Below are 16,618 nucleotides of genomic sequence, written 5' to 3'. Positions count from 1 at the left end.
CGCAAATGAACGTTTTTTGTTCTTTTGTCAACCTCTTCCGTATAGTTGTACGCAGTAACCTCCCGAAAGGGGATTGCGAATCTATGAGGGGAAACAATGAGCTCGGAATTGAAGTTCGTCCGTTGCGGGTTTAACGGAGGAACAGAACGGGAATCTGGACGGCAGTGCCTGTCTTTGAAGCGTTGCCTTGCTTCGGTTATTGCTGTTTCCTTGTCCATCGTGTGCATGGTGCCTGCAGCATATGCTCAGAATATAGACGATGTGAGTAGCTCTCCTAACGCCGTAATTTCTGAGGTGGGGGGGGGGTAATACTGTCGTAGCTGCTCCTTCTGCTCGCAATGTCAACGTTGACGATAAGACGTCAGAAGAGGCTAATACATCAAACGGTGCGCCAACACCTTCCGAAACGAATCAAGACGCACAGCAGGATTCATCTCCTTCATCTTCTACTACTGGTGATTCTTCCGAATCCTCAAATGGTGCGACAGACAATAAGGCGGACGACTCAGCAGAAGCTACCGCTGGCAATTCCGCTAATGATGGAGCCCAAACGCAGGCTCCGACTGATACTTCTAAGGCACCTTCTCAAAATGCCAAGAACGATTCCTCGACTGAGGCGGATCAATCGCCGGCGAAGGCCGATGTGCAGGTCGCCGCGACGGCGCTTGGCGGCCGTGACTTTGAGGGTCAGGCCACCAAGGAGATCAACGGCAAGACCTACATCCTGATTGGTAACGAGCAGCAGCTGCGTGCGATTGGTTCTGGCAAGAAGGTTATTGGCCGCATCAACAAGGTCACGCAGACTTGCATGCAGCAAGGAGCCCTCAATTATCAGTGGGTGGACGGCACGCCGTCTTCCGAATACGCCGGTGACGCCGATCTCTCCGATTCAGATATTTTGCGCGATACTGATGCCTCCGACCACGACAGTCCACTGCTGGCATGCACGGCGTTAAGCGTCAACAGGACCCGCGCCAAGTATTACGGCGTGGGTGCTGATGGCACGCAAACGGACTACTCCGCTGCCAACACCGGCCTGACCTATTCCGCAGACGCCAACTACCTGATCTTCCGTGACATCGACCTGTCCAAGAACGCGGCAGATACCAACAACACCGAGTGGACTCCGCTCATGTTCTCCGGCACTATGCTCGGTGCGGTCTCCAACAGCGCAGACGCTGTGGCTAGCCTGTGGAAGGCTGTCGGCACCGATGGCGCAAGCGTGGAGCATACCACAGCAGCTCGGCCGGTCATCAGCCATGTGGTAGTCAATCAACCGGGCAAGCAGCTGGACGTCAGCAAGCAGCAGGGCATCGGCTTCTTCGCCTCGATCACGAACAAGACCGTGATGAACAACAAAAGTCTGGGCAGCGTCGGTACGGCCGTGGTGTCGAACCTCAAGCTGCAGGATGTGTCGGTAACGAATCAGGCAAGCGAGTCATATATTCCGCCGACCTTGCTCAGCGCACTCACTTCGGCAGTGGGTGGACTTTTGGATCTTCTGCTTAAGGCGTTGAAACTGCTGACATTCGGACAAGTAAATCTTGACCTCAATCTTCGAGGTCTGCTCACCCTGCACAAAGACAATCCCTCCAATCTCGCCACTGGCGCATTTGCCGGCCGTATCTACGGGGACACCAAGGTTACGGACTGCGAGGTAGCAGATGTTTCGGTATCCAGCGTAAGTCGTATGACCGGTGGTTTCGTGGGATATGTTGAGGGTGCGACTCGCTATGATGCGGTTTCCGGCATTGTGGAAGCACTCACCAAGGTACTCTCGAAGATCCTGAACGTCATCCCATTCCTGGGGCTTGGCGATCTGGTGAATTGGCTGCTGTCCGGCACGCTCGGACTGAATGCCTTGGTTCCGGTCGGCTACTACAATCCGGTCATCTCGAACAGTTCGGTGAACGGGTTCAAAGAAAACGTGGTGATCGGCAACAAGAATAATCCGCAGGCCGGTGGCTTCGTCGGTGCGCAGATTGGCGCAATCGTCGAGAACTCCTCGGTGACGAGCACGAACGGTTTCACCGTGCAGGCAACGCAATACGCCGGTGGCTTCGCCGGAGTAAGCCGCAACGGCAACGTGGGTGGTCTGCTCGATTCGCTTGGTATTGATTTGCTGTCTGCGCTGCGTCCGCAGAGCCTCATCGAGAACAGCAACCTGACCGTCGACGGCGATGGCAAGGTCACTGTATCTGCCACGGACTATGCCGGTGGATTTAGCGGCGCGATGGCCAATGCCTACGCGGTCAATAATACGATTTCAGCCACGGCTGCCGTGTCTACTGATAAATCCCATGCCGGCGGATTCACCGGATTTGCCTCCGTGGGATGGGGCCTGGAACTCGGCACGGACGATGCCGCGAACGCATCGCTGCTGAAACAGCTCACCAAGGCTGTGGCCAAATTGCTGAGCGGCAGCGGTAGTGGTGCGGGAGAACTGCTGTCCATCGTCGGTGTGAATCCCTCCGTGATTCTCGGTACACAAATGAAGGGTTCCCTCACAGTTGCTGCCGGCGGTGATTACGCGGGCGGCCTTGTGGGCGAAGGTTCGGGTACGGTGATCGGTGATTCCTCGCAGAACCGCCTTCAAAATCTCACATTCTGGAAGTACAACAATCTTCGTGACTTCCCACAGCAGCGTTCCACCACCATAGAAGGCCTTGAATCGGTCACGGCCACGGGTTCCTACGCGGGTGGCATCGCCGGCAATCTGCAACCGACAACGGTAGCTGGGTTGCTCAACAGTGTGGTGAAAATTGGCGATATTGCCACGCTCAAGAAGTTCGACCAGTTTGCCGCGTTCACCGTGGAGAACATGTCTGTCACCGCTCCGGCATCCGGCCTGACAGTGACGGCTGGTTCATATTATGCAGGCGGTGCCATCGGATGCGCCACCGGCGGCGACGTGGCCAACACGAACCTTACCAATCTGGCCACGGTCTCGGCCAAGGGAGAAGCCGGCGGTTTTGTTGGCTTCTCTGGACCAGGCGACGCCATCGGCGCTGGCGGTCTCAATGTGCTTGGGCTTATCAAGCTTTCCGGTCTGCTATCGGTTGCCCAATATTCTTCGGTTGCAGTCACTGCGTCGAACGTGAACGGCATCTCTGGCGGATTCACGGTTGCGGCAACCGGCAAGAACGAGAACAACGAAACGACCGATTACGCTGCAGGCGGTTTCTATGGTCAGGCCAACAGCACCAAGACCCGGGAAAGCCATGTGATAAACCTCAAATCGGCCACAGCCGATACCAGCACGTCCGATGGTGTGGCAGGCGGTTTCGTGGGCTTCTCCACCACCGGCGGCCTCGCCGACGCGCTCAGCAACGCAAAAAATTCCAGCGTATTGGATGACCTGATCAAAGGCGGCCTGCTGTCCGTGAACGACCTGCTCGGTGCCGTACCGTATCTGATTCCAAGTTATACGGATACCACCGTGACGTATGTCAACGGCGGTTATGTCGAAGGCGATATTGCGGGCGGCTATGCGGGAAACTTCCAAAGCGGCAAGGTCAACCAGTTCTCCGAAACCGATCTCAAGAACGACTCAACGCTGGCCGGTGTACAGTCCCGCGTGCAAACCAACCCCGTGGCCGTTGTCAACCTTGACCATGTGACCGGCGGCGCATACGCAGGTGGTTTCGGCGGCAAGGTTGTCTCCGGTGCGCTCGCTTCGGCTGGCAACGGCGGCCTGAGTTTGCTCGGCAAATTCGGTACGGTGGATCTCGCCAACCTGTTGCAGGTGGTGCAGGGCTATGTGCCATTCATCTCCTACGCGGGTGTGCATTCCGATGCCACCACTGTGGAGGCAACTAGCGGTAACAAGATTTCCGACCCGGATGATCCCGGCTTCACCGTTTCCGCCACCCGATTTGATCAGTCCGATACGCAATCCGGTTCCGCCGGCGGCTACATCGGATACGGTTCCGGTGTGCAGGTGTCCCATTCTAGTGTGACCCAACTGCGCCGTACTGATGTCAAGGCACCGAAGAATCTGGAAACCGCCGGATCAATCGATGACACCTATCTGAGCAAAGACAGCACATATGCAGTCACCGCTGCGCGATACGCCGGCGGTTACATCGGCAAGATGGACATCGGCTCGGCGGCAGCTGTGGGCGGTGGCCTGAGCCTGCTCGGCCAGAACGTCAATCTCAACGATGTACTCAGTGTGCTGGATGTCGTCGTCTCGACGATTGAACACTCCGATGTGACTGGCGGCATCGGCGGATACTCCGTTCTGGCCAGCACCGCAGATCATAGGAATGCCAACAATGAGCCCGATCCACTGGGTATGGCTGGTGGTTTCGCCGGAGACATCGAAGGCGGCCATATTCAGGACTCGAGCTCTCATGAGTTCGTATACGTCATCGGCCAGGTTTCGGCCGGTGGTTATGTGGGCGCCATGCAGCCGGGAGCCGTGGCGAACGTGCTTGGTGAAGGCAGCGTGCTCAAGAAGCTTGTCAACCTCGACAACCTGCTCTCGCTCGTGCAGGACTTCGTGCCGACGATTCGCAACAGCTCGACCGATGCCGCAGTGTGCGGCGGCGCGGTGCGTGCCCAGGCGGCATCGGATACGACCACACGCCGCGGCATGGCCGGCGGCTATGCAGGTCGTAATCGTGGCGGTCATATCTGGGGCAACAACACAGCAGCGTGGAAGCAGGAGAATACCGACGGCAAATACAACGGGCCGCAGCGCGTAGCCTACGCCGCGCGCATCCGCAGCGTATACGGTGCCGAAATCGCCGGCGGTTACACCGGATTCATGGAGGCGGCCGATACCGCTCAAGGCGGTTCGCTCTCCTTGCTTGGCGGTCTCATCAAGGCCGGCAATCTCGCTGGCGTGCTGTCTGTGGTCTACCCGACCGAGGAGCACTCGAAGGTCACTGGTCCTTTGCGCAATATGAGCTACGACCAATGGAAGACGTGGGTCGACAACATCGGCAAGTACGGTGCGTATGGCAAGGAATTTACCGAGGTGGCTACGGGCGATGGTGCGGGCTCTGTTACTGATCAGGATTCCCTGGACAAGTTCCTCGAATCCTACATCTTCGGATTCAACGTCGTCGCCGGTCGTGCGGAGTATCAGACGGGCGCGGACTTGCATGATTCCGGCGTCGCCGGCGGACACGTCGGTCTGATGCGCACCGGCACGATCACCGATGGCCAGTCGATGGATGTCAAGACCGTCTCTGCCATGCGTGCGGCAGGCGGTTATGCGGGCACGATGGAATCCGGCTCGGCATCCTCGTTCGGCTCTATCCAACTATTCGGCGACAAAGGCATCAAACTTGATTTGGGACAGATGCTCGACGTGGCACAGGCATTTGTGCCCGTCATCAAATCTTCGAGCGTGGCCGGCTACCGCAAGGGTATGAAGGTCGTGGCCACCGGTGAAGACATCACGCACGGTACCGGTAATGCCGGAGGCTATGCCGGTCTCGCGGTCGGTGGCCAGATCTGGGGCGATCTCGACCAGAACGGCCAGAAGCTTGTCGAGGGTGTTACCGCTGCCGGTGCCAACGTTTCCAACCTGCGCAAGGTGGAAGGGCGCAACAATGTTGGCGGATTTATCGGCGTGGCCACTGCCGGTGCGGTTGCGGATGTGGACACCAATGCGTCCGAGGGATTCCTGCAAGGAATCCTCGACTCGCTGGTATCGAACCCGGCAAGTCTGGTCAGCGTATTGCAGGCCACGGTTACGACGATTCGCGGTGCACATGTGAGCTCGGATGACCCGGCATGGGGATACACGGTCAATGGCGCATATGAGAGCAAGGACGATAAGGGTAATACCACAACCAAGTATGCCCTGAACGCCGGCGGTTTCGCTGGTTCGTTGCAGGCCGCGATCCTCGGTGACAAGGATTCCGCCAAAGGCACCGGCAGTGAAGCGGATCCGAACAATGATCCGGCTTCTCTTACTGTTAACGGGCTGCGCGCTGTTGAAGGCGGGCAATACGCCGGTGGCTTCTTTGGCCTTGCTGATATATCCAGCGTCGCTTCCGTCGGCGGCGGCGAGGCCGGCGATAAGCAGAATACCAACCTGCTGCTCAAACTGCTCAAGGTCGGCAACGTGGGCGTGCTCGAAGCATTCCGCACCTTCATCTATGACGGTCAGGTCAACGGTGTGAGCGACGGCATCCAGATTGTCGCCCATGATTCCACCACAAAGGGCATGCTTGACTCGAAGCGTTACACCGGTGCGGTCGGTGGCTTCGGCGGTGGGCTGATCAATGGCTCTGTGAAGCAGTCTGCGGTCACCAACCTCAACAGTGTGACCGGCGTGAACTACGTGGGCGGCTTCATCGGGCATCTTGGCAAATCCGGCACGGTCGCCGTCGACAATGCACAACTCGGCACGGATGCGCTCAATCTGCTTGGTGCCACGGCCGGCGTACTTGACATCTGGGGCTCGCACGTTGGCGATTCGCGCGTCACCGGCATCCCGGACGGTTATACCGTCACCGCCACACACCATGGCGACAATTACGGCAAAGCCACCGACAAGGCTACCGGACGCGAGGTCGCAGGCGGTTTTGTTGGATACGTGGATTTGGCCAGGGTGAAGGGCTGCACGTCTGACAATCTCAAGAAGGTCACTAGCGGTGAGATTGCCGGCGGATTCGTCGGTGAAACCAGCCGTGCCTATTTGGTTGACGCGGAGGTCAACTCTGTACTTGTGGGACTGCTGCTGAACGTGGTGAACGCGCTGGTCAAGCTCCTGTACCTCGACAAGGCGGAACAGGTCGGCGTCATCGATTTAGGCAAGTGGTTCCCGGCCATCTTCGGCAAGGTATTCGATCTCAAGGTGCTTTCGGAAGGCAACGTGCTGTACGTGAACCTGTTCGGACTGAAGGTGAGCGTTGCTCTGTCCAAGGCTGATGATGAAAACCAGCAGCAGACCGACGTGGCGATTGTCACCATCGGCGATAGTGTCATCAAACTGCCTTGCAGCAAAGACGGCATTGATATGGATGGGTCGGGCAGCAACCTGACCGTCCAGCTCATTAAGGGCAACCGTACTCGCGTGGAACAGTCCACCGTAACGGGCATCGCCAGTGGCTATGACGTGTTCGGCGGAGGGGCAACTCAGGATACCGACGGTGTGAAGGATCTTTCCACAGGCTACACGGGCGGCTTCGCCGGACTGAACGACGAGGGCGTGCTGGCAGACGACCACATGGTCTACGCCGACACGATCCGCGGTGCCAGCGGACTGGTCGACCCGTTCTCGAACACCAAACTCAAGTCCGTATGGGACTTCAACACCATGAGCGACATCCTCGGACCGGTCGATGACGGCAACGGCGACAAGGCATACAACACCTATCGCATTTACCGCAAGGCGGCCGCGAACGCTAGTGAGGCCCGCACCTCCGCACAGGACGGCAACAAGATCTTCTCGCAGAAGAACACGGCAGACGATGCGCTGAACACCGGACTCGATCGTTGGGAAGTGAAGCTGTTCGACGTGGTCAACACATACGACAGCAGCGCTGTGCACAGCTCCGCATCCGGCGACGCCGGCACCACTTGGGTCGGCATTAAGGATGCCGTGGTCGACTCCACGGACAGCAGCACCAAGACGAAGTTCGATGCCTACCAGTCCCCGGCCAAGGTCGTGCTCATGCTCGACGCGACTGTGACCGACAACAACGGCGGACTCACCCCCGAACCGGACGACGGCCAGGACCCGTGCGGCAAGGACGGTTGCCGAACCATTGACCTGACCGTCCAGAAGGTATGGAAGGACGGCAACCTCGAACGGCCGCAGTCAGTCGAACTGAAGATCGCCGCGCACTATACCGATGGCAGTGGCAATACGGTGACACCGCAGACGATTCAATGCTTCGGCGCGGATTGCACAACCGTGACGCAGAAGAATCCATGGACGGTGACGTTAGACTCCTCCGATGCCTCTTCCTGGAGCAACACCTGGCGCAAGGTGATTCAAGGACTGCCGGTCGCATTTGTGGATGGACAGGATGCCAACGGCAAGGACATCGTGCGTTACTACACGTACACCGTGGAAGAAACCGCCGTGACCTATAAGGACGGCGATACCACCAAGACCATCAAGCCCGCGGAGGGCGGATACCAAGTATCGGTCTCCTACAACACCAAGGAACGCGTGGCCATTGTTACCAATGCGGCGTTGCTTCCGGATACGGGAGGCGCGGGCACGATGTGGTTCCTGATGTTCGGCTTGCTGCTTATGGGAGCTGGCGTGGTCTGGTACGTGCGTGATCAACGTGTTCAATCCGGCACGGTCAGCTCGGGCTCCAGCCGTATACGAAAGCGAGGTGCCCATGCCGCGTGACGACCACATAGACAAACCGTACCTGCCAAACAGAAAAGACTTCCATTTAGAGAAAGGAACAGTAATGAAATCACTGATGAAAAAGGTTTTCGCTGCCGCCGCGGCGATTGCCACCGTATTTGGATTGGCTGCGACGACAGTCGCCACGGCCAACGCAGCGGATAATGCCACGCTGACGGTCAGCACTACTGACGCGAAGTTCGCCGGTAAGACCGTGAACGCCTACAAGATGTTCTCCGCCACCGTGAGCGGTGACGGCAAGGCTGTCTCCTACACGTTGACTGACGAGTGGAAGCCGTTCTTCAAGAACTCCACTGCTTCCGGACTAACTGGTGCTACCGACGAGAACGTCAACGATAAAGCAAACGACTACGTATCCAAGCTGAAGGATGAAGACTTGGTTGCTTTCGCTACCAAGGCATCGAACTGGGCGCAGACCAAGACCAACAGCATCACGGCTGACGCGACCGCTATGGTATCTGCCGATGCCACGAACGGTAGTTACACTGCGACGTTCACTGATCTCGACTACGGCTACTACGTGGTCGCTGTGCCGGGTGCGACCTTGGCCAACGCCAGTGGTCAATACGCCACGCTAGTTTCCGTTGATAGCACCAATGTGAATACCGACATTAAGGGCGACCTGCCTACCGTCGACAAGAAGGTACAGGTAGACGGCACTGGTAAGGACGCCACTGACGCGAAGATCGGTGATACCCTGACCTTCACCCTGACCTCCACCATTCCAGACATGTCCGCCTATGACACCTACACCTTCAACTTCAAGGATACGTTGTCTCAGGGCCTCACCTTTGGACAAGTCACTTCCGTTACGGTCGAAGGTGTGACTAATCCACTGACCGTGAACACTGACTACACCGTCACCACTCCTACGGTCTCCGACAATACGCTTACTGTCGCCATGAAGGACTTCAAGGCCAAGCAGCAGGCCAATGCCGGCAAGAAGATCACCGTCATCTACACGGCCACGCTGAACGAGAATGCTGTTGTGGGCGGTGCTGGTAACACCAACTCCGCAAAGATTCAGTACTCCAACAACCCGAGCACCAATGAAACCGGTGAGTCTGAACCCAGCAAGGTTCGCGTCTTCACTTATGGCTTCACCGTCGATAAGTACACTGGTGACGAATATACTGATAAAGCCCGCCGACTTGCTGGTGCTGAGTTCACACTCGCACCTAAGAACGACACCGACAGCACCGCTATTAGCTTCGTGCAAGTCAGTGCCGGTGACGGTACCACGAACGCTGTATACCGTGTAGCTAAGACTGGTGAGGAAGGTGCGACGACGACTATCATCACTCCTGCAAGCGGTAAGGTTGTCTTCCAGGGACTGAAGAACGGCGAGTACACGCTCACCGAGACCAAAGCACCGGCCGGCTACAACAAGCTCGCCAGCGCCATCGGCGTGAAGGTTAATGGCCAGAACAACGGCACTGACACCACGATTGCCACCGTCACCATCACCTACAACAACAACAATGGCAGCAACTACGACCAGACCGCATCGAACGGTGTCATCCCGGTCCAGAACAAGTCCGGTGCTATCCTGCCTGGCACTGGTGGCATGGGTACCATCGCCTTCACGGTGATTGGTGTGCTGGTCATCGCGCTCGGCGTTGCCTGGACTCTCAAGCGCAAGAACGCCTGACGAGCATGGCCGTGTTTTGGGCGTGAAGGGCACACACCCGCTACGCCCACAACACGGTTTCCTCGCGAAAAGAACGCTCGATGAAACGACTGCGCAACATCCTACCCTTACTAGTCATTCTCGGTGGAATGCTCATTCTGTTCTATCCGACGATCAGCAACTTCCTCATTATGCGCAACGCCAGCCGCGCCGTAAATAACTACGACGCCAGCGTTGAAGCATTGAGCCAGGAACAGTACCAGAAGGTGCTGGATGCTGCGCACGCCTATAACGAAAAGCTCGCCCAGAACGATGCAGGAGAGACCGACGCTCTTGCCAGTGCCGTCAATTCCGCATCCACGGACGAGGAATACAACAGTCTGCTCAATATTGACGGTGACGGCATGATGGGATACATCACTGTGCCTAAGCTCGAGGAGACCTTGCCGATTTATCACGGCACTTCCGAGAAAGTGTTGCAATCCGGCATCGGACATCTCAAACAGACCTCACTGCCAGTTGGTGGCGCGTCCACGCATGCGGCGCTGTCTGGCCACCGGGGCTTGCCCACGGCAAAACTGTTCACGGACTTGAACCTTATGAAAAAAGGCGACAAGTTCTACATCACAATACTTAAAGACACGTATGCGTATCAGGTCGATAAGATCACTACCGTTCTGCCGACCAATACCAAACAACTGGCAATTGAGCCCGGCAAGGATTTGGTCACGCTCATCACTTGTACGCCGTATGCGGTCAATACGCATCGGCTGCTGGTGCGCGGCCATCGCATCCCATACGCGCCGCAGCAGCAGGATGACGCCAAATCCACGTTCCACGTGGACGTTCCGCTGCAGTACTTGTTGCCGTCTCTTGCACTGATTGCCTTGCTCATCGCATGGCATTTATGGCAGCGTCATGAGCGGCGACGCCGGCAGAGTGGGAGCGCCAAGGTCGCATCTGGTGATTCTGACTCTGCGGATATCGAGCCGGACGGTGACTTGCCTCCTCAGCCAGACAGTACAAATAACCAATCACATTCATCACGGCGGAAAGGACCGGGCAGACATGTTAGACCTGCATAGCGGAAGCGAATATGGTGCGGCGCGCATTGCTGACATGATTGCCGCCGCCGTTACTATCGTCCTCACTGTTCTTGCAGCCTTCGGCTCTATGGTGCCGTATGCGCAAGCTAATTCTTTCGGCGCTCTCACCATCAATGCCGTATGGGACCGAGACACGGCTTCGCCTAAATTGCTTGTCGGCGATACCTATTCCATCGTGCGCGTCGCCACCGTCACAACGAACAATGATGGTAGCGTCTCCTCATATAAAACCGTCGGCGATTTTTCCGGGCTCACTGCCGATTGGGAACGCCTGACATCAAGTGAATATCACGATGCTGCCAAGAAGCTCGCTACGCACGCGGCGAAAAACAAGCTGTACCAGCATTCCGGCACCACTAACGTAGCTGGTCAGCTCACTTTCCAGAATCTGCCGCTCGGCCTATATCTGGTCTCCCGCACGAGCTCGGCGAAAGCCAACAAAGCATACGACTGTGATCCGTTCCTCATCTCGATTCCTGGCAGTGGAGACACATCCGCTGATCTCAACATCACAGTAGAGCCGAAATTTAGCACTGAAACTCCTGTTGTCCCGCCCGAAAATAACCCGAGCGAGGAGCCTGGCAATCCTGGCCTTATCGGTCATACGGGTGCCGCCGTAGGCAGCATTGCTGCGGCAGCGGGGCTCATGTTACTTGTTGCGTTCATTTTGTTCAGATTGCGCATGAGGCGCCGCATACGGGACGTCAATTCGGCCGGCAAATCCCATACAGATGATTGCACGATGAAGTGAAAAAAGTAAGCATGAGCGACGAACGATTCTCTCCGGAACAAGCACAATATCTGGCTTCGCTGTCTGCAGTCAAGTATTACTGGTTCACGTATCCGATATGCAGAGTGGTTCAAGCGTGAATGCGTTTCGAGTGCTGAAAATGGTGAATCTCCCACTGTGCTGTTCCGTGAAGCGGGGCTCGGTCCTGAGTCGATAGGCGAAAAGCGTATTGAACGGTGCATGCATCGTTGGAGGAAGACAATACGAATAGAAGATCCAGGCACGGTAGACAGAGTGAATCTCCCCGATTCTGAGGTTACTTCCAGTCGCACGAATGAAGGTAACCCTGGAACCGGTGGAAATGATATGCGTGATTTGATTATCCGTCGACAGGCGCTTTATATCAGACGTTTGGAATTAAAAGTCGATGACCTAAAGATGCAGCTTTCGCAGTAATCCCTATCAAATGATGTGCAATGAGTTGTGCTGGATAAGCTGAGAGCGTCATCATTATTGTCTCTGATTCAGTATGAGATTTGTTTGAAACATTGGTGATTCGTGATTTGCGCGTGTATCTCGAATCGATGGGTGGTGCGAATCGAATCGCATATTATCGGGATGAAAAAGGTCTTGAAGTTGATGTGATTCTTGAATTGGTGGATGGTCGCTGGGCTGCGGTGGAGATTAAGCTGAGCGATTTGAAAGTCACGGAGAAAAATGTAGACAAACTACATGCTTTCAAAGAAAAAGTGTGCGGAAATCCTCTATCTCAAGTTCGTGAGCCTGAATTCATGGCGTTTATTGTCGGGCGTGGTGATATTGCATACCGTCGTGATGATGGTATTCCGGTGCTGCCGATCGCCACGCTTGGGGCGTAACAAACGAATGCTGCGGCAGATGGGACAATTGGGGAATGAATTGAACGAAGGAGACGGTGTGCAAGGAGTGCGGCAGATGCGGGAATCGCAGGAATCGCAAAAAACACGGGAATCGCAGGAGTCGCAGAATTCTCAAGGAACGCAACCAAAGATCGGCAGAATTCCGGCGTTGATTGCGGCGGTGGCGATTGTGGGAGTGGCCATTGGTGCGGCCGCCGGTCTGCTGACGTTGATGCTGTACGGCGTCGAGCATCTTGCACTTGGCTATGTTGAGAATTCGCAAGAATCCGGCCCGTTCAATGTTCCTGCGATTCGTCGACTGATTTCCGTGACCGCGGGTGCGGCCATCGCGGCCGTGATTTGGTGGCTGTTGCGTACGCGCAGCACGAAAGTGCCGTCCGTTAAAAAGGCGGTAAATGGCGATATTATGCCGATTTGGCAGACCGTCGTGCATGTGCTGCTGCAGATTTTCATTGTCGGTACGGGCATGTCGATCGGTCGAGAAGTGGCGCCGCGCGAGTTGGGCGCGATGTTCGGTCAACGGTTCGCGCGTTGGGTGCATCTTGACGCAAAAGACACTCGCATGCTAGTGGCGATCACGGCTGCGGCTGGCCTTGCGGGCGTGTATAACGCGCCGCTTGCGGGCACGTTTTTCGCGGTCGAGATTCTGCTCACCGATATAACCCTCGAAACGGTGACGCTCGCATTCGCCTGTTCCGCGCTGGCTTCGTGGGTGGCGTCGCTGGTCAAGGGCACACACACGTTCTATTTGATTGGTGAAACCGACGGTTTGTTTACCCCCGATTACATGGCGTTCGCACTGGTTGCCGGCATGATTCTCGGCGTTGCCGGCGCGCTGTTCCGTCGCGGCTCGCAGTGGGCTGAGAAATCCAAGCCGTCGGGCGTTGGCATTCTGTGGATGCTGCCGCTCGTTGGCTTGCTGACCGGTGTGGTGGCGATTTGGGTGCCGCAGGTTATGGGCAATGGTCGCGCCACCGCGCAGTTGAGTTTCTCGTCCGACGTTGATTTGGCTGTGCTGCCGATTTTGTTGGTTTCATTCCTTGCGAAGGCGATTGTTACGCTGTTGACGATCCGTTCCGGCGCTTCCGGTGGTGTGTTGCAGCCGGGTATTGCGCTCGGTGCTTCGGGGGGTGCGTTGCTTGGCATTCTATGGATGCAGATATTCCACACGAATTCGATTGGTATGTATGCTCTGCTGGGTGCGTGCGCGCTGTTGGCTGCGTCCCAGCAGGCTCCGCTTATGGCGATTTGTTTGGTGATGGAACTTGCGGATGCTCCGATTAATCTGTTTGTGCCCATTGGCTTCGCGGTTGCGGTCAGTGCGTTCGTCGCAAGCCGTTTGGGCGGACCGCTTGCCGCTGTACATCTATCGAAAAGTGCTAAAAAATGCTAACTGAGAAGAATGCGCATGCAAGGGTGCATTAGACGGTAAACTAGGGGTTGGCATACGGGTGGCCGCTGCTGAGCGCCCGATGATGAAGGTGAAGCGGGTGGCGACGCCGCGCCGCAAAACCCTGAGAACTAGTGGAATCGTCTTCCAAGTCGTCCAAGCCGCTCAAATCTCACCCAAACACAGCGTCTGAGTCGTGCGTGGTCTCGCAGGTCCGCATGACTCAGACGCTGTGTTTACATGGCCATAAGGCCGGTTTTTCGCGGAATAAGCGCGGTTAGCACAAACCAGTGGTCCTCGGTGCGGATCGTCACTTCGCCGCCATACTGCTGCACGATGTGGCGAATCGATTTCACACCGAATCCGTGCCGGTGCTGGTCGTCGCGCTTTGTGGTGCGCAAATTGCCTTCCGCATCTTTCTTCAGTCGGGAATCGTAATAATTTTCAACACGGATGACGATAAAGTGATTTTGCTCGTATAACGCAAGTTTGATTAGTCGTTGTTCACGTTTCGGCAGTTTCGACGTCGCTTCGATCGCATTGTCGAGCGCGTTGCCGAACAGCGACGCGATATCCATCGACGACATGCCGCTTAACAGTGATCCGTCCGCGACCGCGGTGAACGTGATTCCGCGATCGGCGCACGTGCGCTCTTTCGTGGTCAGAATAACGTCAAGCACGGGATTTCCCGTATGTTGCTGCGCGCTGTAGCGCTGCACGGATTGCTCCAATTGCTCGAAGCCGGCCGCGGCATGCTTCGGATCGACTTCGGCACGCAATGCGGTGATCTGATGCTTCAGATCGTGCGCAAGGCGGCCCAACGATTCGATATTTTCCTTCGATTGCAGGTATTCCTGATGCTGGCTTTCCAACTGCGCGTTGATGGACGCAAGTTCCGTGTTCGCTTCGATGCGACGTGCCTGCTCCTGCTGCGCGTACAGAATCGCGAAACCGCAGAAATCAATCAGCGTGCGAATGTAGAAAATCTCCTGGCCGACCGAACCGGAAAACGGCGTGTTCGTCGATACGAAACTCAAATTGCTCATGGCGAATGTGACAATCATGATGGCCATCGTCGCAATCGCGGCGGAAGCGGTCGGCAAAGTCGGCGTGGTCTGGCTGAAATTGCCGCGTTCAACCAGCCAAGCCAAACTGAAGCACAATGCATACGTAACGACCAGCAGCGCGATCGCACGCCAATCGTAATCAGCGAAACCATCTCGCACGCCAATGAACGTAACGATCTGCCAATGCAGTGACGCTACCAATTCGGCCAGCACGAACGCGCGCGCCGTAATGTACAGGCCTTCGCGCTTGCCGGTGCCCGCGCCAAGCAGAATCGTCGCATACATGCAGGCGAAGGCGAGCAGCATGCCGATAATCCAGAACCAGATCGGCATACTGCCGTCAAAATACTGCACTGCAATCAGCAGCAGCAGTCCGGCCGCACTGACGATGATCGACCGCTGGAGTGGAACGCGCCGATACAGCACCGCGATATACACCATGCAAGCGGCCCATTCGCAGATCGCCGTATATGAACGGGGTATATCGGGCAGTGCGTTGGTGATCGGCGTCATCGACAGCGCCGAAAGCACGGTTATTGTGGTGGAAGACACGAAAGGTGCGTTTGCCAATCCGGCCAGCATATTCGGCAATACCGCGCCGATCACCTGCCACCCCCCATATAGTCGGTCAGTGCGGTCAGGAACGCCTTCTTGCGTGGGCGGCTCACGCGCAGCTGCTCACCGTTCGACATCACGCAATCTTGGTCGGCAACGCCCGTCACATGCTTGAGGTTCACCAGATAGCAGGAGTTCGAGCGGAAGAAATGATGGTCGGTAAGCTTGGCTTCCATGTCTTTGAGCGTGCCATTGATCGACAGTTTGCCTTCCAGCGTGTGGATGACGATGGTGTGCCGAATCGATTCAAGATACAGAATGTCGGCAAGATTCAGGCGCATCTGCCCGTTGCCGGTTTCGATGAGCATGGAATCATCGCCATTGCGTCGCACCATGTCGATCGACTTTTTGAGCTCCTGCGAAAACGCGAACCATGGTAGAGGTTTAAGCAAGTACGACAACGCACGCACCTCATACCCGCTGATCGCATACTGCGGTGCAGCGGTGATGAACACGATCACGACTTTGTCATCGCGCTCGCGGATGCGTCTCGCGGCGGCCATACCGTCCATTTCGCTCATCTCGATGTCGAGCAGTAAAATATCGTAAACGGGGGTATATTTTTCTACGATTCGCGCACCGTCGTCGAATACGGAAACGGTAAATTGCTCGCCATTTTCCTGTTGATATCGGTTGAGATAGTCGAGTACCAGCTGGCAGCTTGCGGGATCATCCTCGACCACGCCGATTCGAATATTGCGCATTGCAACCTCCCTGTCCTGTCTTTCGCTCCGCACCATTGTCTTGCATGATGGCGATAAATGCGTGTATTTACTACGTCGTTAACCCCTTTTTGTCAGCGGAGACAAACAGCTCGACTCGCGACACGCA

At 56.3% G+C, this 16,618-nt stretch carries 8 protein-coding genes; 6 read left to right on the top strand and 2 right to left on the bottom strand.

Translation table 11 applies throughout. The annotated features are described in order from the left end of the window. The first annotated feature begins 643 nt into the window (after window positions 1-643). From CE168_RS05560 to CE168_RS05530, 6 genes are all read left to right on the top strand, one after another. On the top strand, window positions 644-8,329 hold the full coding sequence (locus CE168_RS05560; RefSeq protein ID WP_099571517.1) for an LPXTG cell wall anchor domain-containing protein: 7,686 nt from the start codon (window positions 644-646) through the stop codon (window positions 8,327-8,329). A 64-nt stretch (window positions 8,330-8,393) separates the two neighbouring features. Next, on the top strand, window positions 8,394-10,001 hold the full coding sequence (locus CE168_RS05555; protein ID WP_099571458.1) for a SpaH/EbpB family LPXTG-anchored major pilin: 1,608 nt from the start codon (window positions 8,394-8,396) through the stop codon (window positions 9,999-10,001). 80 nt (window positions 10,002-10,081) lie between these two features. Then, window positions 10,082-11,065 (top strand): class C sortase, encoded by a 984-nt coding sequence (locus tag CE168_RS05550; protein WP_003835808.1) that lies wholly within the window; start codon window positions 10,082-10,084, stop codon window positions 11,063-11,065. Further along, entirely contained in the window at window positions 11,049-11,837 is a 789-nt protein-coding gene (locus tag CE168_RS05545; RefSeq protein ID WP_003835811.1) for a hypothetical protein, read from the top strand. Before CE168_RS05550 ends, CE168_RS05545 begins: the two co-directional genes overlap by 17 nt. A 515-nt stretch (window positions 11,838-12,352) precedes the next feature. Beyond that, window positions 12,353-12,694, top strand: a complete 342-nt coding sequence (locus CE168_RS05535; protein WP_236824333.1) for a DUF4143 domain-containing protein — start codon at window positions 12,353-12,355, stop codon at window positions 12,692-12,694. Window positions 12,695-12,770: 76 nt separating this feature from the next. Then, window positions 12,771-14,108 (top strand): chloride channel protein, encoded by a 1,338-nt coding sequence (locus tag CE168_RS05530; protein ID WP_099571516.1) that lies wholly within the window; start codon window positions 12,771-12,773, stop codon window positions 14,106-14,108. Window positions 14,109-14,341: 233 nt separating this feature from the next. On the opposite strand, the gene CE168_RS05525 is transcribed toward CE168_RS05530, so the two are convergent. Continuing rightward, window positions 14,342-15,685, bottom strand: a complete 1,344-nt coding sequence (locus tag CE168_RS05525; protein ID WP_099571515.1) for a sensor histidine kinase — start codon at window positions 15,683-15,685, stop codon at window positions 14,342-14,344. An 89-nt stretch (window positions 15,686-15,774) separates the two neighbouring features. After that, window positions 15,775-16,491, bottom strand: coding sequence for a LytR/AlgR family response regulator transcription factor (locus tag CE168_RS05520; RefSeq protein WP_180753713.1), 717 nt, complete (start codon window positions 16,489-16,491; stop codon window positions 15,775-15,777). Between the last annotated feature and the right edge of the window lie 127 nt (window positions 16,492-16,618).

Source organism: Bifidobacterium sp. N5G01 (genome assembly GCF_002742425.1).
Lineage (GTDB): Bacteria > Actinomycetota > Actinomycetes > Actinomycetales > Bifidobacteriaceae > Bifidobacterium > Bifidobacterium hominis.
Note: the sequence above shows the minus strand (reverse complement) of the source record. Positions and strands in the feature narration are given on the sequence as shown.

Excerpts from the sequence above, each read along its gene's own strand:
- CE168_RS05555 (WP_099571458.1), top strand. The coding sequence starts at position 8,394 with ATGAAATCACTGATGAAAAAGGTTTTCGCTGCCGCCGCGGCGATTGCC.
- CE168_RS05550 (WP_003835808.1), top strand. The coding sequence starts at position 10,082 with ATGAAACGACTGCGCAACATCCTACCCTTACTAGTCATTCTCGGTGGA.
- CE168_RS05545 (WP_003835811.1), top strand. The coding sequence starts at position 11,049 with ATGTTAGACCTGCATAGCGGAAGCGAATATGGTGCGGCGCGCATTGCT.
- CE168_RS05530 (WP_099571516.1), top strand. The coding sequence starts at position 12,771 with ATGCGGGAATCGCAGGAATCGCAAAAAACACGGGAATCGCAGGAGTCG.
- CE168_RS05525 (WP_099571515.1), bottom strand. The coding sequence starts at position 15,685 with ATGACGCCGATCACCAACGCACTGCCCGATATACCCCGTTCATATACG.
- CE168_RS05520 (WP_180753713.1), bottom strand. The coding sequence starts at position 16,491 with ATGCGCAATATTCGAATCGGCGTGGTCGAGGATGATCCCGCAAGCTGC.